Genomic DNA, 20,254 nt, shown 5'->3' on the forward strand with positions numbered 1-20,254 from the left:
CTGACCGGTGGAGCATGCTCAGTGAGTTGGAGAACACAACTGAGGAGGTCGCCATGCGCGACGCGGTGATCGTCGAAGCCGTACGCACCCCGGTCGGCAAGGGCAAGCCCGGCGGCGCCCTGCACGGGGAGCACCCCGCCGACCTGCTCGCCCGGACGCTCCAGGAGCTCGTCCGGCGCGCGGGCATCGACCCCGCGCTCGTGGACGACGTCGTCGGCGGCGTCGTCACCCAGGCGGGGGAGCAGGCGCTCAACGTCACGCGCACCGCCGTGCTCGCGGCCGGGTTCCCCGAGAGCGTGCCCGCGATGACCGTCGACCGGCAGTGCGGATCGTCCCAGCAGGCCGCGCACATCGCGGCGCAGGGCGTGCGGAGCGGCGCGTACGACGTCGCGATCGCGTGCGGCGTCGAGTCGATGTCGCGGGCGCCGATGGGCTCGGCGGTGCCGCCCGGCAGCGACCCGTTCGGCCCGATGCTCGCCGAGCGCTACCCCGGCGGGCTGGTCGGGCAGGGCGTCAGCGCCGAGCTGATCGCGTCGCGCTGGGACCTGACCCGCGAGGAGCTCGACGCGTACGCCTACGAGTCGCACCGCCGCGCCGCCGAGGCGTGGAAGAACGGCGAGTTCGACCGCGAGGTCGCCTGGACGGGGCAGCGCGACGAGACCGTCCGCCCCGGCACGTCCCGGAGATCCTCGCGGGCCTGCGCCCGGCCTACCACGACGAGGCGACCGCCGCCCGGTTCCCCGAGATCGGCTGGCGGGTCACCGCGGGCAACGCCTCCCCGGTCAACGACGGCGCCGCCGCGGTGCTGATCATGGGCGCGGACGTCGCCGCGCGGCTCGGGCTGCGGCCCCGGGCCCGCTTCCACGCGTTCGCCGTCGCCGGTGACGACCCGCTGCTGATGCTCACCGCGATCGTCCCCGCCACCGCGAAGGTCCTGGAGCGCGGCGGGCTCTCCCTCGCCGACATCGACCTGTTCGAGGTGAACGAGGCGTTCGCGTCGGTCGTGCTGGCCTGGCAGCGCGAGACGGGCGCCGACCTCGCCCGCGTCAACGTGCGCGGCGGCGCGATCGCGATCGGCCACCCGCTCGGCGCGAGCGGCGCCCGCCTCATGACCACCCTGCTGCACAACCTGGAGGACCGCGGCGCCCGCTACGGCCTCCAGACCATGTGCGAGGCGGGCGGCCTCGCCAACGCCACGATCATCGAACGCCTCTGACCGCCCCGATGACCGGGCGGGACGGCGGCGGGACCGGGCCGAGCGGTGCCGGGAGGGAGCGGGGCAGTGGCGGGGCCGAGCCGGGCGGGCGCGGGGCCGAGCCGCGCGGTGCCGGGACGGAGCCGCGCGGCGGCGGGACCGAGCCGCGCGGGGGCGGGGCTAAGCTGCGCGGCATGCCGAAGGACGCCCAGCCCCGCGAGTGCTCGATCGCCGACACCCTCGACCTGGTCGGGGAGCGGTGGTCGCTGCTGGCGGTCCGCGAACTCGTCCACGGCGTGCGGCGGTTCGACGGGATCGCGCGCAACACCGGGGCGTCCCGCGACATCCTGACCGCCCGGCTCCGCAAGCTGGAGTCGGCCGGGATCGTCCGCCGCGAGCCGTACAGCGACCGCCCGCCGCGGTTCGAGTACCACCTGACCCCGGCGGGGCGCGAGCTGGGCGACGTCCTCGCGATGCTGATGAAGTGGGGCGACCGGCACCTGCACCCGGACGACCCGCCCGTCCGGTGGATGCACTCCTGCGGCGAGGTGCTGGAACCCGTCGTGGTCTGCGCCCACTGCGGCCGTCCCGCCCGCGAGGGCGCCCACTCGCCCTTCGGACGCGGCGTCCTCACCGACTAGCCGCGTCCCCGAGCGCCGGAGCGAGAGCGGGAGCGGTCGCGGCGAGGCGGTCGCCGAGGTCGGTGCGGCTGTAGAGGACGGAACGGCCCGACCGGCGGCGGTGCAGCAGCCCGGCGTCCAGCAGCACCCGCAGGTGCGCGCCGACCGTGCCGAGGCCGTGGCCGGTCAGCGCGACGAGCTGGCTCGTCGTCTTCGGCGCGTCGAGCAGCGCGAGCAGGTCGGCGCGCGTCGCGCCGAGCAGCCTGCCGAGCGCGGGGGCCGCGACCGCGCCGGACGGGCCCGCCGGGTCGGCGAGCAGGCCCGAGCACGGGTAGAGGATCGCGTAGCGGTACGGCTCGTCCCACGTCACCCACCCGTGCGGCGTGCTCGCCGGGACGAACAGCAGGTCCGCGCCCGCGAGGTCGCGCGGCGGGCGGTTCTGGAGGTTGATCTGGAGCCGTCCGTCGCCGAGCCAGCGCAGCCCCGGCCGCAGCGACTCCAGCGTCGCCGCCCAGCCGTGCCGGCCGAGCCGCTGGGTGTGCGCGACGATGTCGGCCTCGAAGATCCGGCGGCGGCGCGGCCAGTCGGGCTCGACGGCGCTCGTCCAGACCCAGCCGAGCAGGTCGGCGGCCCGTTCCGCGATGCCGGGGACGTCCAGCTCGGCCGGCACCGGCCCGCCGAGCGCGGTCGCGAGGTCGGCGCGCGCCACGCGGTCGGGCGTGCGCCGGACGCGGTCCAGCTCGTCCTCGAACGACAGGTCGCCGTCCAGCGGCGGGCGGCCGATGAAGTCGGCGGTCCACCGGGGCCGGAACACCGCGGCCGCGATCCGTTCGGCGAACGGATCGCCCGCGACCCGCGCGCGGTAGGCGGGCCGGTGCGCCCGCGCCCACTCCTCCGTCCCGAGCGCCGGCGGGTGCCGCCCGCTCAGCACGGCGAACGCGCCGACCGTCTCCAGCAGCGGAGAGGTCGCGAACCGGCCGCGCGCCAGCACGTCCGGGTCGATCCGCCACCACCCCATGTTTCGCCTCCGCCCGAAACATTACCGGCGGCCCGCCGGAACCCCCGAGAGTCCGGCGGGTGCGTACCTATCGAGAGCTCTTCGGCGTCCCCGAGTTCGGGCCGCTGTTCGCGGTCGTGGCGTGCCAGCTCACGGCCAACGTCATCGGCCGCCTCGCGCTCGGCGTCGCCCTCTACGCGGCGACCGGCTCGTCCCTGCTGTCCGCGCTCGGCACGTTCGGCCCCTCGCTCGCCCAACTGGTCGGCGCGTTCACGCTGCTGTCGGTGGCCGACCGGGTCCCGCCCCGCGCCACCATGAGCGGGCTCTCCCTGGTCTTCGCCGGATGCGCGTCCGTGCTGGCCCTGCCCGGCCTGCCGGTCTGGGGCGTGCTGCTGGTGATCCTCGCGATCGGGCTGGCGGACTCCGTCGGCGGCGGCGTCCGCTACGGGCTGCTGAACGAGATCCTGCCCGCCGACGGCTACATCCTCGGCCGCTCGGTGCTCAACATGGCCGTCGGCGCCATCCAGATCGGCGGGTTCGCGCTCGGCGGCGCGCTGATCACCCTGCTGTCGCCGCACCTGGTGCTGCTGCTGTCGGCCGCCCTGCACGTGCTCGCCGCGCTCGTCGCCCGGTTCGGGCTGACGCGCCGTCCGGCCCGTTCCGCCGGGCGCCCGTCCGTCGGCGCGACGCTCCGCGTCAACCGCCGCCTGCTCGCCTCGCCGGTGCGGCGCAACGCCTACCTCGCCCTCTGGCTGCCGAACGGCCTGGTCGTCGGCTGCGAGGCCCTGTTCATCCCGTACGCGCCGGACTCGGCGAGCCTGCTGTTCACGGCCGGGGCGTTCGGCATGCTCGCGGGCGACACCGCCATGGGACGGTTCGTTCCCGGGCGGTGGCGCGAACGGCTCATCGGACCGCTGCGGCTGCTGCTCGGCGTCCCGTACCTGCTGTTCGCCGTCTCGCCGCCGCTGCCCGCCGCCGCGGTCCTCGTCGCGGTCGCGTCGTTCGGCTTCAGCGCGACCCTGCTGCTCCAGGAGCGCCTGCTCGCCGCGACGCCCGCCGAGGAGCACGGCCAGGCGCTCGGCCTGCACAGCTCCGGGATGCTCGCCATGCAGGCCGTCGGCGCGTCCGTCGCGGGCCTGCTCGCCGACCACACCACGGCCCCGGCGGCCATGACGGTGATGGCAGCCGCGTCCGTGGCCGTCACCCTCGCCCTGTCCAAGGGCCTGCGCGCCCCTGTCCCGCCCCGCCCCTCGAACTCCCCTCAGCGGGCATCGGCCAAGGGAACGGGCTCCGGGCCAGGCTCGGGGACGGGCTCCGGGGCAGGCTCGGGGACGGGCTCGCCCAGCAGGCCGCCGACGCCGTGTTCGAGCAGCCGCGCCGCCTCGGCCGAACGCGGCAGCATCGACCTCTCGTAGCCGCGCACGGCGGCGTCGACTGAGGGGGAGCGGACGAGAGCGAGCGCCAGTTCGCACGCGTCGAGCATGGCGAGGTTGACGCCGACGCCCAGCGGGGGCATGAGGTGCGCGGCGTCGCCGAGGAGCGTCACGCTGGGCGAGCGCCTTGATCCAGGTTCTGCTGCGCTGTGCGGCCGCCTCCGGGGCCGGGGCGTCCGCGGTCGCTGCCCGGCCCGTGGACAACGGTGATCTTCGGGGCCACAATCGGTGGCCGTGCGTTCCTCTCCGCGCGCCCGCGCGCTCCCTCCCGCGACCCTCGTCTCCGCCGCCTCCCTCGCCTGCGCCGCCTCGCTCGCCGCGTTCACCGGTCCGTCGGCGCAGGCCGCCGTCCGGCTTCCGGCCTGTCCGCAGGTCTTCGGGCACGGCGGCTACCCGTCCGGCGCGAACGCGTGGGAGCGCGACCAGATCCGGCAGCCCAACAGCATCAAGGCCCTGGACGCCTACCGGGGGTGGGGCGCGGCGGGCGTCGAGGCCGACGTCCAGCTCACCAAGGTCACGCCGGACGGCGGCAAGGCCGTGATGTGGCACAACACGTCCACCTGGGGCCTCACCGGCCCGAAGAAGGACGTCACCGGCATCTACTGGACGGCCGGGGCCGACAGGCTCCAGGGGCGGACGGTGACGCGCGGCCCGTCCAAGGGGCAGAAGGTCTCCACTTTGCGCGAGTGGCTCGACCACGCCAAGTCGGCCAGGATGATCGCGCTGCTGGAGATCAAGCCGGAGACCGCGACGTTCCTGCTGCGGGGCGGCGCGGACGCGACCAGCAAGAAGATCAAGGCGAGGGCGTGGGCGGAGATCACCGGACCCGTCCGGGAGCGCTACCGGGGCCAGGAGATCATGGTCTACTCCCACCACGCCGGCATCAGCGCCGAACTCGCCTCCCGCGCGGCCGCCGGGACGTTCCCCGACGTCGTCCAGAAGGCCGACCGCCCGACCTGGGTGGACGACCCGAAGCACCCGTGGGAGGAGCCGCCCCCCTCCTGGACGCTGCACCAGGCGGCGTGGAAGGCGGCCCTGGCCAAGGGCCCGAAGCGCGTCGCCACCACCTACACCGCCGACTACGTCAAGTGGCAGAAGGGCAAGTGCGCCTGAGCCCGGCCGTTCCCGGCGGGCGCGCCGATCGCGCGCCCGCCGGGCCCAGGGCTACTTCGCCGCCGGAATGTCGGTGGCGGGTGGCAGGGTGCTGTCGGGAAGGGGGTCCTCGACGGCCCCGCGCCGCGACACGATCGCGTACGCGATCAGGAGGAGGACGAAGAACGGCACCCCGGCCTTCCACGAGGCGGTGAGGCCGTCGATGAACGCGGTCGAGACCAGGATCGCGGCCAGCGCGGCGATCGCGAGGCCGCTGGTCACCGGCGCGCCCCACAGCCGTACGGGCGCGGACGGCAGGCCGAGCGCGGCCCGGCGGCGCCGGAAGACCATGTGCGTGAGCAGGATCAGGATCCACACGACGAGGGCGCCGAAGACCGAGACGCCGAACAGGATGACGAACGCGTCGTCCTCGGAGTGGACCGACAGGAACGCGGCGACGGCGAGGCCGGCGCCGGAGACGAGGATGGCCAGGTGCGGCACGCCGCCGCGCCCCGTACGGCCGAGCGCGGCGGGCGCGTGCCGGTCGCGGGCGAGGGCGTGCAGCATCCGCGTGCACAGGTAGATGTTGGCGTTCGCGCTCGACAGCGCGGCGGTGAGCACGACGAAGTTCATGATCCCGGCCGCCGCCGGGATGCCCGCGGTGTCGAACAGCGACACGAACGGGCTGGTCGTCACGTCGCCGCCCTTCGCCGTCTGCGTCCACGGCACGATCGTCACCACGATCCCGATCGCCAGGCAGTAGAACAGCGCGAGCCGCAGCACCATCCCGCGCGCGGCGCGCGGCAGGTCCCGGGTCGGGTTCTCCGACTCGGCGGCGGTCACCGCGACCACCTCGGTGCCGAGATAGCTGAAGATCACGAAGACGAACGCCAGCCCGAGCCCGTGCATCCCGTTCGGCAGGAACCCGCCGTGCCCGGTGATGTTGTCGGCGCCGACCGCGTCGTGGCCGGGCAGGCCGACGAAGATGTACGCGGCGCCGAGCCCGATGAACACGATGATCGCGGTCACCTTGATCATCGAGAACCAGTACTCCAGCGTCCCGAAGACCGACACCGCGATCGCGTTCACCCCGAGGATCACCAGGGAGAAGACCACGACGGGCAGCCACAGCGGCAGGTCCGGCCACCAGTACCGCAGGTAGATCCCGGCCGCGATGACCTCGCCGCCGACCGCGATGACCTGGATCGTCCAGTACGTCCACCGGATCACGAACCCGGCCCACGCGCCGAGGTAGTGCCGCCCGATCGTGCCGAACGACCCGGCGGCCGGGTGCACGACCGTCATCTCGGCCAGCGCCCAGCCGAGCACCAGCGCGATCGGCGCGCACAGCACGTACGCCACGATCGTCGCGGGCCCGGCCTGCGAGATCGCGAGGCTGGAGCCGAGGAACAGCCCCGTCCCGATCGCCCCGCCGATCCCGATCATGGTGAGCTGCCGGCCCGTCAGCGTCCGCCGCAGGCCCGTGTCGCTCATCCGCGCAGGTCCCGGAGGGCGCCGAGGAGGGCGTCCACGTCCGAGACGTCGTTGTAGTAGTGGAACGAGAGCCGCAGCAGGTCGCCGCGCGGGCTCGTCACGACGCGCCGTCCGGCCAGCGCGGCGGCGAGCCCGTCCGGGTCGTCCACCTTGATCGCCACCTGCGGGCCGCGCAGCGCGGGATCGGCGGGGGAGGCGATCGCGTACCCCGCCTCGGCGAGCCGTTCGTGTGCGACCGCGGTCAGCTCCCGCACGTGGGCGTCGATCGCGGCGGGGTCCGCGCCCGCGAGCGTCCGCATCCCGGCGACCGCCGCGTACGCCGCCGGGATCGCGGGCGTGCCCGTCTCGAACCGCCGCGCGTGCTCGGGGAAGTCCAGCGAGCGCGGGTCGAACGAGAACGGGTCCGTCCGGCCGAACCAGCCCGTGAGCTGCGGCGGCCTGGCGTCCCGCACGCCCTCGCGCACGTACAGGAACGCGATGCCCGGCACCCCCAGCAGGTACTTCAACGCCCCGGTGACCAGGTAGTCGCACCCGAGCGCCTTCACGTCGATCGGCGCCACGCCCGCCGCCTGGTAGGCGTCCACGAACACCCGCGCGCCCGCCGCGTGCGCCGCCTCCACCACCTCGCCCACCGGCAGCCGCACCCCGTTGCGGTACGACACGAGCGGCACGGAGACCAGCCCGGCCGTACCGTCGATCAGCGCCGCGTAGTCGTCCGCGCGCACGATCCCGTCCCGGTCCTTCACGTGCCGGACCTCGGCGCCCCGCTGCGCCAGCCACACGTGCGCGACCGAGGGGAACTCCATGTCGGTCGTCACGATCCCCGGCCGCCGCGCCCAGTCCAGCGTCGACGCGACCTGGAACGCCCCCTCCGAGGCGCACGACACGATCGCGATCTCGTCCGGCGAGGCCCCGATGTGCGCCGCGAACGCCCGCCGCGCCTCGTCCACCTTGCCCATCCACGTCCCCCACGGCGCGCCCTCGCTCCGCAGGCTCCACTGGAACTCCTGCATCGCCGAGACCATCTGCTCGGACGCGGCCCCCTGACTACAGCTCGCCAGGTGGACCGTGTCGGCCAGGGAGGGGAACAGGGCCCGGAAGCGCGCGGCGTCCATCGGCACCTCGTTTCAATCAGGCTGAACGAATTCAGCGACGCTATCCGCCGACCCGAACACCCGTCAATGCCCCATCTGTCCGGTTCAGTAGCTTGGGGGGGTGACGCTGACCAGGAACGTCACCGCGATGGTGCCCTCGTTGACGTAGCGGTGGGGGATGCGGGAGTCCAGGTAGCAGCTGTCGCCCTGGCCCAGTTCGTAGCGCTCGCCGGCGGCCTCGACCACGAGGCGTCCGGCGAGGACCACGATGCACTCCTCCGACGGATGGCTCCACGCCTCCGCCGACGACGCGCCCCCGGGCTCCAGCACGCCCTCCAGGACCTCCAGCCGTCCCGCCCCGGGTGACACCCGCGTGTAGGCGATCCCGCCGTTCGGGGACCGGACCACGATCCGCCGTGTCTGCCGGACGACCGCGACCGCCTCCTGCTCCTGCTCTCGGAACAGGTCGAACAGCGGCAGCCCCAGTGCCCGCGCCAGCCGCCGCAGCGTTTCCAGGCTGGGGTCGGTCAGCCCCCGCTCCACCTGGCTGATCAATCCCGTCGAGACCTCCGCGGCCTCGGCGAGCTGCTTGACGGTCATGTTGCGCGAGTTCCGCACCTCGCGAATCCGAACCCCGATCACGGCCCGACTGTAACCCGCCTTCGGGGGCGAGGCCGGGTCAGCATTCGATGACGTTGACGGCGAGGCCGCCGCGGCTGGTCTCCTTGTACTTGTCGAGCATGTCGCGGCCGGTGTCGCGCATGGTCTTGATGGCCTTGTCGAGGGAGACGAAGTGGTCGCCGTCGCCGCGCATGGCGATGCGGGCGGCGCTGATGGCCTTGATGGCTCCCACGGCGTTGCGCTCGATGCAGGGGACCTGGACGAGGCCGCCGACGGGGTCGCAGGTGAGGCCGAGGTTGTGCTCAATGCCGATCTCGGCGGCGTTCTCGACCTGCTGGGGGGTGCCGCCGAGGACCTCGGTGATGCCGGCGGCGGCCATGGAGCAGGCGGAGCCGACCTCGCCCTGGCAGCCCACCTCGGCGCCGGAGATGGAGGCGTTCTGCTTGAACAGCACGCCGATGGCGCCGGCGGTGAGGAGGAAGCGGACGACCCCCTCGTCGTCGCAGCCGGGGACGAAGCGGTCGTAGTAGTGCAGGACGGCGGGGATGATGCCGGCGGCGCCGTTGGTGGGGGCGGTGACGATGCGGCCGCCCGCGGCGTTCTCCTCGTTGACGGCCAGGGCGAACAGGGTGACCCAGTCCATCGCGTGCAGGGGGTCGGCGGCCTTCTCGGTGGTCAGCTGGCGGTGGAGCTGGGGGGCGCGGCGGCGGACCTTGAGGCCGCCGGGCAGCAGGCCCTCGCGGGTGCAGCCGCGCTGCACGCAGGCCCGCATGACGTGCCACAGCTCGACCAGGCCGGAACGGATCTCGGCCTCCGTGCGGCCGAACGCCTTCTCGTTCTCCAGCATCAGCGCCGAGATCGACAGGCCCGTCTCGCGGCAGCGGTCGAGCAGTTCGGCGGCGGTGTCGAAGCGGTGGGGCAGGACGGTGTCGTCGGGCTTGATGCGGTCGGCGCCGGTGGCGTTCTCGTCCACGATGAAGCCGCCGCCGACCGAGTAGTAGATCTTGCTGCGCAGCTCGCGGCCGTCGGCGTCGAGGGCGGTGAAGCTCATCCCGTTCGGGTGGCCGGGCAGGGACTTCTTGCGCTCGAAGACCAGGTGCTCGTTGACCCGGAACGGGACCTCGTGGTCGCCGTACAGGGTGAGGGCGCCGCGCTCGCGGATGGCGGCCAGGCGGTCGTCGACGCCGTCCACGTCGACCAGTTCGGGCTTGTCGCCCTCCAGGCCGAGGATGACGGCCTTGTCGCTGCCGTGGCCCTTGCCGGTGAGCCCGAGGGAGCCGTAGAGGATCACCTCGACGGAGGCGGTCTTCTCCAGCACCCCGTCGCGGTGCAGGCCGCGCGCGAAGCGGTGCGCGGCGGCCATGGGCCCGCCCGTGTGGGACGAGGACGGGCCGATACCGATCTTGAAGAGGTCGAAAACGCTGATCGCCATGGCTGCCTCGCTGGGCCCCCTCCGCGAGGGTCGCTCGCGGAGGGGGCGCGGTGGCTAGAGGGTGGGATAGAGGGGGTGCCGGTCCGCCAGGGCCTTCACGCGGGCGGCCAGCGCGTCGCGGTCGAACGACGGCTGGAGCGCGAGCGCGATCACGTCGGCGACCTCGGTGAAGTCGGCGGCGGTGAAACCGCGGGTGGCGAGCGCGGGCGTGCCGATCCGCAGGCCGGAGGTGACCATCGGCGGGCGCGGGTCGTTCGGCACCGCGTTGCGGTTGACGGTGATGCCGACCTCGTGCAGCCGGTCCTCGGCGTCGCGCCCGGTGAGCTCCGAGTCGACGAGGTCGACCAGGACCAGGTGCACGTCGGTGCCGCCGGTCAGCACCTTGACCCCGGCCTTCGCCGAGTCGTCGGCGAGCAGCCGCTCGGCGAGGAGGCGGGCGCCTTCCACGGTCCGCTGCTGGCGGTCCCTGAACTCGTCCGACGCGGCGATCTTGAGGGCGACGGCCTTGGCGGCGATCACGTGCTCCAGCGGGCCGCCCTGCATGCCGGGGAAGACCGCCGAGTTGATCTTCTTGCCGTACTCCTCGCGGGCGAGGATCAGCCCGCCGCGGGGGCCGCCGAGCGTCTTGTGCGTGGTGGTGGTGACGATGTCGGCGTGCGGGACGGGCGACGGGTGCAGGCCCGCGGCGACCAGGCCCGCGAAGTGCGCCATGTCGACCATCAGCAGCGCGTCCACCGAGTCGGCGATCCGGCGGAACGCGGCGAAGTCGAGCCGCCGCGGGTACGCCGACCAGCCCGCCACGATCATCTTCGGGCGGTGCTCGGCGGCGAGGGCGGCGACCTCGTCCATGTCGACCAGGCCGTCCTCCGCGCGCACGTGGTAGGGGACGACGTTCAGGACCTTGCCCGAGTAGTTCAGGCGCATCCCGTGCGTGAGGTGCCCGCCGTGCGCGAGGTCCAGCCCGAGGATCGTGTCGCCGTGCTGGAGCAGCGCGAAGTAGACGGCCGTGTTGGCCTGCGCGCCCGAGTGCGGCTGGACGTTGGCGTGCTCGGCGCCGAACAGCGACTTGGCGCGGTCGATCGCGAGCTGCTCGGTGACGTCCACGAACTCGCAGCCGCCGTAGTAGCGCCGGCCCGGGTAGCCCTCGGCGTACTTGTTGGTGAGGACCGAGCCCTGCGCCTCCAGGACGGAGACGGGCGCGAAGTTCTCCGACGCGATCATCTCCAGGGTGGACTGCTGGCGGTTCAGCTCGTCGCCGACCGCGGCGGCCACCTCGGGGTCGGCCGCGGCGAGCGAGTCGTACAGGCCCACGCTCACGCCTCCTCGATCAGCTTGTCGTAGGCGTCGGCGTCCAGCAGGTCGCCCGGCTCCTCGGTGATCCGCACCTTGAAGATCCAGCCCTCGCCGTACGGGTCGTCGTTGATCACCTTGGGCTCGTCCACCACCGCGGAGTTGATCGCGGTGATCTCGCCGCTCACCGGGGAGTACAGGTCGCTGACCGACTTGGTCGACTCGACCTCGCCGCAGGGCTCGCCCGCCTCGACGGCGTCGCCCTCCGAGGGGGTCAGCTCGAGGAAGACGATCTCGCCGAGGGCGTCGGCGGCGTGCGCGGTGATCCCGACGGTGACGATGCCGTCCTCGCCGCCGAGACCGGCCACCCACTCGTGCTCTTCGCTGTAACGAAGCTGCTCCGGAACGCTCACGTTGCTTCTCTCTCCAGGTCTCAGGAACGCTTGTAGAACGGCAGGGCGACCAGGTCGACCGGTTCCCGCCGGCCGCGGACGTCCACGGCGAGCCCGGTCTCCGGGGCCCCGGCGTCCAGGTACGCCATGGCGATCGGCGTGCCCAGTGTGGGCGACGGGGCGCCGCTGGTCACGACCCCGCACGGCGTGCCGTCGGACGCGACGACCCGGTAGCCCTTGCGGGGCGCGCGCCGCCCCTGGGCCACCAGTCCCACGAGCCTACGGCCTGCGGGGGCCTGCGCCCGCTCCGCCAGGGCGGCCTTGCCCACGAAGTCGCCCGGTTTGTCGAGCTTGACGACCCGGCCGAGGCCCGCCTCGTACGGGGTGGTCTCGGCCGTCAGCTCGTTGCCGTACAGCGGCATGCCCGCCTCCAGCCGGAGGGTGTCGCGCGCGGACAGCCCCGCGGGCACGACCCCCTCGACCGCCGCGAGCTCCTCCCACAGCCGGACCGCGTCGCCGGCCGCCACGAACAGCTCGAAGCCGTCCTCGCCCGTGTAGCCCGTACGGGCGATCAGCGCGTCGAGGCCCGCGACCCGGCCTTCCAGGATCGCGTAGTACTTCAGCTCGGCGACGGGCGCGGCGGTGAACCGCGCGAGGATCCCCTCGGCGTCCGGGCCTTGGAGCGCGATCAGCGCGTACGCGTCGGAACGGTCGTCGACCTCGGCGTCGAAGCCCTCGGCCCGTTCCCGCAGGGCTTGGAGGACCGTCGCGGCGTTGGCGGCGTTGGCGACGACCAGGTACGTCTCGTCGGCCAGCCGGTAGACGATCAGGTCGTCCAGGACGCCGCCGTCCGGGGCGCAGATCATCGTGTAGCGGGCCTTGCCGACGGCCATCGGCGACAGGTTGCCGACGAGCGCGTGGTCGAGCGCGGCGGCGGCCTGCGGCCCGGTCAGGAAGATCTCCCCCATGTGGGAGAGGTCGAACAGGCCCGCCGCGCTCCGGACCGCGCGGTGCTCGGCGGTCTCGCTCGCGTAGCGCAGCGGCATCAGGTGGCCCGCGAAGTCGACGAGGTTGGCCCCGAGGGCCTCGTGGACGTCGTAGAGCGGCGTCTTCTTAGGGCTTGGATCGGCGGGCATCGCGGGTCGGCTCCTTCGTCACGGGCGCGGATGGGGTCGATCGTCCCACTCGCGCACCGGGCGTGGTCGGTGCCTCCCCCTCTGTCATCGGCGCCTGAGAGCTTCACCCTCGCGGGTTTTCACCTTCGGCGGGGGACGGTGTCCCGCTTTCCAGAGGTCGCCTGGTCCGTGCGGTCCGTGGGCCTGAGAGGTTCCGGGGAGGATTTGCTCCTTCGGCGCCCCGCGCTGGCTGCGCGGGACTCTCCCGCACGGGATCATCGGCTGCCGCCAGGCTAGCAGCGCCTCCGCCCCTCGGCCAGGCCACGCTCCCGCGCTTCCGCGTCGCCGTGCCGTGGTTCCGGCCGCCTCTTCCGGGGGGATGGGAACCAGAAGAGGCGGCCGGGGCGCGGTTCCGGTCGCGGGCCCTCGGGGCGGCCGGAGGCCCCGGCGCCGGTGGTTACTTCGGCGTCGCCGGAGGCGGGGACATCGACTTCACGCACGCCTGGAGCGCGTCGCGGACCTTCTTGACCTCGTCGTCCGTCGGACGGCGCGTGGTCCCGGGCGAGGGCATCTTCACCCCGTGGCGCTTCACGCAGTCGTTGAAGCGGTTCGCCGGGGCCGTCCGCGGGTCGCCGCCGCTCTTCGGCTGCGCCGTCGGCGCGGGGGAGCCCGCGGGCGTCTCGGGCGCCGCCGCCGAGGAGGGCGGGGGCGGGGGCGTGGAGGCGGCCTCGTCCTTCTTGTCGCCGCCGCCGCAGCCGGTGAGCACCAGCGCGGGGACGAGGACCAGCGCCGCGAGACCGGGAAGCTTCACTGGGGTCCTGCCTTTCGAGCGGGTCGTTCGCGGGGCGGTTGAGCCTCGGGACGGGACGTTCGGCCAGAAGCGATGATGGGTCCCGCGCCCCGCCGCCGAATACAGCCGATCGTGAGCAACCGGGGGGCCCGGTTTGGCACCGGGATGAGTACCGGCGCGCTGACCAGGTCAGAGAGGGGTGACGTAGGCGTTGGCGATGCCGCCGTCCACCAGGAACTCCGACGCGGTGACGAACGAGGCGTCGTCGGAGGCGAGGAACGCGACGGCGGCGGCGATCTCGTCCGGCTCGGCGAAGCGGCCCATGGGGACGTGGACGAGGCGGCGCCGGGCCCGTTCGGGGTCCTTGGCGAACAGCTCCTGGAGGAGCGGGGTGTTGACGGGGCCGGGGCACAGGGCGTTGACCCGGATCCCCTTGCGCGCGAACTGGACGCCGAGCTCGCGCGACAGGGCCAGCACCCCGCCCTTGGACGCGGTGTAGGAGATCTGCGAGGTCGCCGCGCCCATCACCGCGACGAACGACGCGGTGTTGACGATCGAGCCCCTGCCCCGGTCGAGCATGTGCGGGATCGCGTGCTTGCAGCACAGGTAGACGCTGGTGAGGTTGACCTCCTGGACGCGCTTCCAGGCGTCGAGGCCGGTCTCCAGGACCGAGCCGTCGTCGGGCGGGGAGATCCCGGCGTTGTTGAACGCGACGTCCACGCCGCCGAACGTGTCGCGGGCCGTCCGGAAGAGGGCCTCGACGTCCGGTTCGCTGGTCACGTCGGCGCGGACGAACAGCCCGCCGACCTCTCCGGCGGCGGCCTCGCCCGCGCCCTCGTCCACGTCGGCGACGACGACCCGCGCGCCCTCGGACGCGAAGCGCCGGGCGGTGGCGAGGCCGATGCCGCTCGCGCCGCCGGTGACGACGGCGACGCGGCCTTCAAGACGCTGCATGGGTCACTCCTCGGAGATGAAGACGTTCTTGGTCTCGGTGAACGCGTCGAGGGCGTCCGGGCCCAGCTCGCGGCCGAGGCCGGACCGCTTGAACCCGCCGAACGGGGTCCAGTACCGGACCGAGGCGTGCGAGTTGACCGACAGGTTCCCGGCTTCGACGGCGCGGGCGGTGCGCAGGGCGCGGCCGATGTCGCGGGTCCAGATGGAGCCCGACAGCCCGTACGGGGTGTCGTTCGCGATCCGGACGGCGTCGGCGTCGTCGTCGAACGGCACGACCGTGACGACCGGCCCGAAGACCTCCTCGTGCCAGGCCGGGTGCGCCTGCGGCACGTCCGGGGTGAGGACGGTCGGCGGGAACCAGAAGCCGGGCCCGGACGGCGCGGTGCCCTGGAACGCGATCGGCGCGCCGTCCGGGACGAACGCCGACACCCGCGCCAGGTGCGCCGCGCTGATCAGCGGCCCGACCTCCGTGCCCTCGTCGGCCGGATCGCCGACGGCGACGGCGCGGACGGCCGGTTCGAGCAGTTCGAGGAACCGGTCGTACACGGCGCGCTGGACGAGGATGCGGGAGCGGGCGCAGCAGTCCTGCCCCGCGTTCTCGAACACGGCGTACGGCGCGGTCGCGGCGGCCCGCTCCAGGTCGGCGTCCGCGAAGACGATGTTGGGGCTCTTGCCGCCGAGTTCGAGGGTGAGCCGCTTGACGGTGGGCGCGCACGCGGCCATCAGCTCGGTGCCGACGCGCGTGGACCCGGTGAAGACGATCTTGCGTACGCCGGGGTGGTCGGCGAGCCGGCGGCCCGCGATCGGCCCCGCGCCCGGCAGGACCTGGACGGCGTCCGGCGGCAGCCCCGCGTCCAGCGCCAGCTCGCCGACCCGCAGCGCCGTCAGCGGCGTCAGCTCGGCGGGCTTGACGATCACCGTGTTGCCCGCGGCGAGCGCGGGCGCGAGCCCCCAGCCCATGACCGGCATCGGGAAGTTCCACGGGACGATCACGCCGACGACGCCGAGCGGCTCGGCGAACGTGACGTTGAGGCCGCCCGGCGCGGGGATCTGGAGCCCGGTCAGCCGTTCGGGCGCGGCGGCGTAGTAGTGCAGGACGTCGCGCAGGTTCCCGGCCTCCCAGCGCGCCTGCCCGACCGGGTGCCCGGCGTTGCGGACCTCCAGCGCGGCGAGCTCGTCCAGGTGCGCGTCGATCCGTTCGGCGAACCGGCGCAGCAGCCGCGCGCGGTCGCCGGGCGCGACGGCGCGCCAGGCCGGGAACGCCCGCGCGGCGCGTTCCACGGCCGCGTCGGTCTCCGCGGCGGACGCGAGGGCGACGGTCTCGATCACCTCGCCGGTCGCGGGATCGATCACCTCGAAATCGGTCACGGTCGGTTCCCCCTCGGTCCCCTCGATCGCGTTCGGCCCGCGCACCGGGGATGCACGGTCATGGGCGGACGGTCACAGGCGTTCGAAGCCGCGGAACATCTCCCAGTCGGTGACCGCGCGGTCGTAGGCGTCGAGCTCGACGCGCGCGCAGTTGGCGTAGTGCTCGACCACCGGCGCGCCGAACGACGCGGCGGCGAGGGCGCTCGCCGACCAGTCCGCGGCGGCGTCGCGCAGGGTGCGGACGACCGTCCCGGCGCCGCTGGAGTAGGCGTTCCCGGCGTACGGCTCCTCCAGCGGCAGCCGCTCGTCGATGCCGTGCAGCCCGGCGGCGACGAGCGCCGCGACGGCGAGGTGCGGGTTGACGTCGCCGCCCGGCACCCGGTTCTCGATCCGCAGGGACGGGCCGTGCCCGACGAGCCGCAGCGCGCACGTCCGGTTGTCCACGCCCCACTTCACGGCCGTCGGCGCGAACGACCCCGGCTGGTAGCGCTTGTAGGAGTTGACGTTCGGCGCGTACAGCAGGGTGAAGTCGCGCAGGCACGCCTGCTGGCCCGCGATGAAGTGCGCGCCGGTCTCCGACAGCCCGTACGGGCCGTCCCCGGCGAGCACCGGCGCGCCCGAGCCGTCCCGCAGCGAGATGTGGACGTGGCAGGAGTTGCCCTCGCGCTCGTTCGGCTTGGCCATGAACGTGACCGACATGCCCTCCTGCGCGGCGATCTCCTTGGCGCCCGTCTTGTAGAGGGCGTGGTTGTCGCAGGTCGCGAGGGCCTCGTCGAACCGGAACGCGATCTCGTGCTGCCCGAGGTTGCACTCGCCCTTGGCGGACTCGACGTACATCCCGGCGCCGGTCATGCCGTTGCGGATCCGGCGCAGCAGCGGCTCGACCCGCGCCCCGCCGAGCAGCGAGTAGTCCACGTTGTACTGGTTGGCCGGGGTGAGGTCCCGGTACCCCTTCGCCCAGGCCGACTCGTAGGTGTCCTGGTAGACGATGAACTCCAGCTCCGTCCCGACGTACGCCGTCCAGCCGCGTTCGGCCAGCCGCGCGAGCTGGCGGCGCAGCACCTGGCGGGGCGACGCCGCGACGTCCGTCCCGTCCTCCCACGCCAGGTCCGCGTGGACGAGCGCCTCGCCCTCCTGCCACGGGACGCGCCGCAGCGTGGCCAGATCGGGACGCATGACGAAGTCGCCGTAGCCGCGCTCCCAGGACGACATCGCGTAGCCGTCCACCGTGTTCATGTCCACGTCCACGGCAAGGAGGTAGTTGCAGCCCTCCGAGCCGTGCCCCGCGACCTCCTCCAGGAAGTACCGCGCGGACAGCCTCTTGCCCTGCAACCTCCCCTGCATGTCGGTGAACGCGATGACCACGGTGTCGATCCGGCCCGCGGCGGCCTCGCCGCGCAGCTCGTCCAGCGAGATCATCGGGTCCCCTCCGGCCGTCGCGGCCCGTTCATCCGGCCTCCCGCAGCTCGTGCTCGATCGCGGCCAGCTCCTCGGCGCTGCCCTGCACCTTCGGCCCGGTGAACCACCGGCGCGCCGACGCCAGCCACCAGATCCCGGCGAAGCCGAGCACGACGGCGACCGCGACGGGCGCGTAGTTGAACGTGTCGCGCGTGACCGGGCTCGCGGGCGGCAGCATGAACAGCACCGAGATGAACACCACCCACACCACCGCGACCGTCCCGACCGGACGGCTCCACCGCCCGAGGTGCCACGGCCCGCGCTTGAACGCCGCGCCCTGCCGCAGCCGCAGGAACGTCGGGATCACGTACGCGATGTAGAGGCCGATCACCGCGACCGACGTGCACGCCAGGTAGGCGGTCTTGTTCCACAGCGCGGGCAGGGCCAGCACGAACGCGCCCCCGGCCGCGAGCCAGATCGCGTTGGTGGGCGTGCGCGTGCGCTTGTTGATCCGGTGCCACACGTCGGAGAACGGCAGCGCGCCGTCCCGCGAGAACGCGTACACCATCCGCGAGTTGGCGGTGATCGACGCCATCCCGCAGAAGAACTGCGCGACGAACGACACCAGGATCAGGACCTTGCCCGTCGTCTCCCCGGTCGCCGCGATGAAGATCTCCGCCGGGCCGCCCGCCACCGCCCCGGCGTAGTCCTGGATCGCGAACGTGACGCCGAGCAGCAGCACCCAGCCCGCCACCAGCGACACCAGGATCGAGTTGACGATGCCCCGCGGGCCCGTCCGGGCGGCGTCGCGCGTCTCCTCGGTCATGTGCGCGGACGCGTCGTACCCGGTGAAGGTGTACTGCGACAGCAGCAGCCCGATCAGCGCCGCGTACGCCCCGTACTGCCAGCCGGTCTGGTTGGTGAACTCGGTGAACACGAACTCCGCCGACCGGTGGTGGGACGGCTTGACCACCAGCACCGCCACCACGAACGCGACGCCGAGCACGTGCCACCACACGCTGACGTTGCCGAGGAACGCCACGATCCGCACGCCGAACTGGTTGAGCAGCGCGTGCGCGGCCAGGATCACCGCGAACAGCAGGAACGTGTGCCGCAGCGACACCGCGAACCCGAACTGGAGGTCCACCAGCGCGTTCAGGAACGCCGCCGACCCGTACACGATGCCCGCCGTGACGGCGACCTGGCCGATGAAGTTGAACCAGCCCGTGAACCACGACCACGCGGGGCCGTTCGTCCGGGCGAGCTTGGCGGCCCAGTAGTACAGGCCGCCGGCCGTCGGGTAGCTGGAGCACACCTCCGCCATGGCGAGGCCGACCAGCAGCGTCATGGCGCCGACGAACAGCCAGCCCCACGTGATCACGACCGGCCCGCCGCCGGTCAGGCCGATGGTGTAGGAGGTCAGGCAGCCCGACAGCACCGAGATGATGGTGAACGAGACCGCGAAGTTGGAGAAGCCGGACATCGAGCGGCTCAGCTCCTGCGCGTAGCCGAGCTCGTGCAGCCGCTTCTCGTCATCGGACCGGGGATCGGGGCGGGGGGCGGAAGCCTTCGGTTCGTCGTCGACGCTCACGAGCGGCACCTCGCATCCTGTGGGGCGGGGCGGTCGGCCCCGGGGCCCTGGCGCCCGTTCAACGGGCTAATGTCAGACCATTAAGGTTTGCGACGACCGTCCCGTCAAGGGGTGCGATCATCGCGAAACCGACATGTAACGTGGACCCGGGGACCGCGCCGCCGGAACCCGGACCCGACGACCGCGCCGGACCGAAGGGCGCCCATGCCGGACCCCCGCCACGCCCCCCACCCCGCCGAGAACCGCGCTGAACCCCCGGGGTCCGCCGCCGTCCCGAAGCCCGCCGCAGATGCCGCCGAGGGCCCGGCATCAGCCGAACGCCCCGCACCCGCCGAGGACCGCACCGAGGGCCCGGCGTCAGCCGAGGATGCCGTCGAAGGCTCGGTGTCCGCAGTTGAGCCGACGCCCGCCGAGGATGCCGTTGGCGGCCCGGCAGCCGCCGAAGGTGCGGCGTCCGCCGTCGAAGGTGCGGCGTCCGTCGAAGGTGCGGCGGCCCCAGAAGGCGCAGCGTCCGTGGAAGGGGCGGTGTTGGGGGAGGGGGCGGATCTGGCGGTGGCGGCGGTGTTCCGGCCGGTGCGGGTGGGCAACGCGTTCGAGGAGACCGTCGAGCGGCTGCTCCAGGCGATCAAGCTCGGCGTCGTGGACCGGGGGGAGCGGCTGCCGCCCGAGCGGGAGCTGGCCCCGCGGCTCGGCGTCAGCCGGGTCACGCTGCGCGAGGCGATCCGGGTGCTCCAGCAGGAGGGGTACGTGGAGTCGCGGCGCGGCCGGTTCGGCGGGACGTTCGTGACGTACCGCCGCCCGAGGCCGCGGCGCACCGACCTGAGGCGGGCGCTCGCCGAGATGGGCGACCGGCTGAACGACACCCTCGCGTTCCGGATGGCCGTGGAGACCGGCGCCGCGCAGCTCCTCGCCACGACCGGGCTGGACGGCGAGCAGCGGGCCCTGCTCCGGGCCCGGCTGGACGGGCTGAACGCGGCGGGCCCGGACGAGTACCGGCGCCTGGACACGCTGTTCCACCTGACGATCGCGGAGCTGACCGGGTCCCGGCTGCTCGCCGCGGCCTGCGCGGACGCCCGGATGCGGGTGACGGACCTGCTCAACGCGATCCCCGTCCTCGGTCCCAACATCGAGCACGCCGCCGTCCAGCACGCGGCGATCGTGGACGCGATCCTCGCGGGGACCCGGAGGCCGCGCGCCGGGCCGTGGCCGAGCACCTGGAGGGCACCGCCGCCCTCCTCCGCGCCTTCCTCGGCTGACGCGCCCGCCCGCCGCGGCGCGGGCGGACCGCGGGCGAAAAGGGGCGGACCGGGGTGGATTCGTACGCGGTCGGGCACAGGCCGTATGACGTACGCTGAGTTGGTTGCTGGAGATCACCCCC

Annotated in this window: 16 protein-coding genes, 2 pseudogenes and 1 riboswitch; of the genes and pseudogenes, 5 read left to right on the plus strand and 13 right to left on the minus strand. The window is 73.6% G+C overall.

What is annotated here, in order from left to right; genetic code table 11:
- Positions 1–53: 53 nt before the first annotated feature.
- Together GEV43_RS21945 and GEV43_RS21950 are read left to right on the plus strand one after the other, a co-directional pair.
- Positions 54–1,216, plus strand: a pseudogene (locus GEV43_RS21945) (thiolase family protein).
- 173 nt (positions 1,217–1,389) lie between these two features.
- Positions 1,390–1,836 carry a helix-turn-helix domain-containing protein gene (locus GEV43_RS21950; protein WP_160822282.1) on the plus strand — a complete coding sequence of 149 codons (447 nt, stop codon included), beginning with the start codon at positions 1,390–1,392 and terminating at the stop codon, positions 1,834–1,836.
- Here the strand turns inward: GEV43_RS21950 and GEV43_RS21955 are convergent.
- The gene (locus tag GEV43_RS21955) at positions 1,826–2,833 is read right to left on the minus strand and encodes a helix-turn-helix transcriptional regulator (protein ID WP_160822283.1); all 1,008 of its coding nucleotides are present in this window, start codon (positions 2,831–2,833) and stop codon (positions 1,826–1,828) included. The two genes, GEV43_RS21950 and GEV43_RS21955, sit on opposite strands and share 11 nt — an antisense overlap.
- 59 nt (positions 2,834–2,892) lie before the next feature.
- On the opposite strand from GEV43_RS21955, the gene GEV43_RS55015 reads away from it, so the two are divergent.
- Entirely contained in the window at positions 2,893–4,227 is a 1,335-nt protein-coding gene (locus GEV43_RS55015) for an MFS transporter (protein ID WP_309239765.1), read from the plus strand.
- Positions 4,228–4,479: 252 nt separating this feature from the next.
- A complete protein-coding gene (locus GEV43_RS21970) occupies positions 4,480–5,358 on the plus strand; it encodes a hypothetical protein (protein ID WP_175250109.1) in 879 nt (292 codons plus the stop codon).
- 51 nt (positions 5,359–5,409) lie between these two features.
- Here GEV43_RS21970 and GEV43_RS21975 read toward each other — a convergent pair whose 3' ends face one another.
- The 12 genes from GEV43_RS21975 to GEV43_RS22030 form a co-directional block, all read right to left on the minus strand.
- Complete coding sequence (locus GEV43_RS21975; RefSeq protein ID WP_160822284.1) at positions 5,410–6,831, minus strand: amino acid permease; 1,422 nt, start codon at positions 6,829–6,831, stop codon at positions 5,410–5,412.
- The gene (locus GEV43_RS21980; RefSeq protein WP_160822285.1) at positions 6,828–7,946 is read right to left on the minus strand and encodes an aminotransferase class V-fold PLP-dependent enzyme; all 1,119 of its coding nucleotides are present in this window, start codon (positions 7,944–7,946) and stop codon (positions 6,828–6,830) included. The genes GEV43_RS21975 and GEV43_RS21980 overlap by 4 nt, the downstream gene beginning before the upstream one ends.
- Positions 7,947–8,030: 84 nt before the next feature.
- On the minus strand, positions 8,031–8,567 hold the full coding sequence (locus GEV43_RS21985; RefSeq protein ID WP_160822286.1) for a helix-turn-helix domain-containing protein: 537 nt from the start codon (positions 8,565–8,567) through the stop codon (positions 8,031–8,033).
- 37 nt (positions 8,568–8,604) lie between these two features.
- Entirely contained in the window at positions 8,605–9,978 is a 1,374-nt protein-coding gene (locus GEV43_RS21990; RefSeq protein WP_160822287.1) for an L-serine ammonia-lyase, read from the minus strand.
- Between the two features lie 54 nt (positions 9,979–10,032).
- On the minus strand, positions 10,033–11,295 hold the full coding sequence (gene glyA / locus GEV43_RS21995; RefSeq protein WP_160822288.1) for a serine hydroxymethyltransferase: 1,263 nt from the start codon (positions 11,293–11,295) through the stop codon (positions 10,033–10,035).
- Positions 11,292–11,681 (minus strand): glycine cleavage system protein GcvH, encoded by a 390-nt coding sequence (gcvH, locus tag GEV43_RS22000; protein WP_160822289.1) that lies wholly within the window; start codon positions 11,679–11,681, stop codon positions 11,292–11,294. The genes glyA and gcvH overlap by 4 nt, the downstream gene beginning before the upstream one ends.
- A 20-nt stretch (positions 11,682–11,701) precedes the next feature.
- The gene (gene gcvT / locus GEV43_RS22005) at positions 11,702–12,796 is read right to left on the minus strand and encodes a glycine cleavage system aminomethyltransferase GcvT (protein WP_160822290.1); all 1,095 of its coding nucleotides are present in this window, start codon (positions 12,794–12,796) and stop codon (positions 11,702–11,704) included.
- Positions 12,797–12,957: 161 nt separating this feature from the next.
- A riboswitch (glycine riboswitch) is annotated at positions 12,958–13,053 on the minus strand.
- A gap of 179 nt (positions 13,054–13,232) precedes the next feature.
- A complete protein-coding gene (locus GEV43_RS22010; RefSeq protein WP_160822291.1) occupies positions 13,233–13,586 on the minus strand; it encodes a hypothetical protein in 354 nt (117 codons plus the stop codon).
- A 168-nt stretch (positions 13,587–13,754) separates the two neighbouring features.
- Positions 13,755–14,519, minus strand: coding sequence for a 3-oxoacyl-ACP reductase (locus GEV43_RS22015; RefSeq protein ID WP_160822292.1), 765 nt, complete (start codon positions 14,517–14,519; stop codon positions 13,755–13,757).
- A 3-nt stretch (positions 14,520–14,522) separates the two neighbouring features.
- Positions 14,523–15,887, minus strand: a complete 1,365-nt coding sequence (locus tag GEV43_RS22020) for an aldehyde dehydrogenase (protein WP_160822293.1) — start codon at positions 15,885–15,887, stop codon at positions 14,523–14,525.
- A 72-nt stretch (positions 15,888–15,959) separates the two neighbouring features.
- Positions 15,960–17,306: a glutamine synthetase family protein gene (locus tag GEV43_RS22025; RefSeq protein ID WP_160822294.1), complete on the minus strand. Its 1,347-nt coding sequence runs from the start codon at positions 17,304–17,306 to the stop codon at positions 15,960–15,962.
- A 28-nt stretch (positions 17,307–17,334) separates the two neighbouring features.
- On the minus strand, positions 17,335–18,876 hold the full coding sequence (locus tag GEV43_RS22030) for an amino acid permease (protein ID WP_309239766.1): 1,542 nt from the start codon (positions 18,874–18,876) through the stop codon (positions 17,335–17,337).
- A 513-nt stretch (positions 18,877–19,389) separates the two neighbouring features.
- Between GEV43_RS22030 and GEV43_RS22035 the strand changes: the two are divergent.
- Positions 19,390–20,132: pseudogene (locus GEV43_RS22035) on the plus strand (FadR/GntR family transcriptional regulator).
- Positions 20,133–20,254: the final 122 nt, after the last annotated feature.

The sequence above is a fragment of the Actinomadura sp. J1-007 genome, from assembly GCF_009793335.1.
Taxonomy (GTDB): domain Bacteria; phylum Actinomycetota; class Actinomycetes; order Streptosporangiales; family Streptosporangiaceae; genus Spirillospora; species Spirillospora yumaensis.

Coding starts and splice junctions, on each gene's coding strand:
- GEV43_RS21950 (WP_160822282.1), top strand. CDS start 1,390: ATGCCGAAGGACGCCCAGCCCCGCGAGTGCTCGATCGCCGACACCCTC.
- GEV43_RS21955 (WP_160822283.1), bottom strand. CDS start 2,833: ATGGGGTGGTGGCGGATCGACCCGGACGTGCTGGCGCGCGGCCGGTTC.
- GEV43_RS21975 (WP_160822284.1), bottom strand. CDS start 6,831: ATGAGCGACACGGGCCTGCGGCGGACGCTGACGGGCCGGCAGCTCACC.
- GEV43_RS21980 (WP_160822285.1), bottom strand. CDS start 7,946: ATGGACGCCGCGCGCTTCCGGGCCCTGTTCCCCTCCCTGGCCGACACG.
- GEV43_RS21990 (WP_160822287.1), bottom strand. CDS start 9,978: ATGGCGATCAGCGTTTTCGACCTCTTCAAGATCGGTATCGGCCCGTCC.
- gcvT (WP_160822290.1), bottom strand. CDS start 12,796: ATGCCCGCCGATCCAAGCCCTAAGAAGACGCCGCTCTACGACGTCCAC.
- GEV43_RS22015 (WP_160822292.1), bottom strand. CDS start 14,519: ATGCAGCGTCTTGAAGGCCGCGTCGCCGTCGTCACCGGCGGCGCGAGC.
- GEV43_RS22025 (WP_160822294.1), bottom strand. CDS start 17,306: ATGATCTCGCTGGACGAGCTGCGCGGCGAGGCCGCCGCGGGCCGGATC.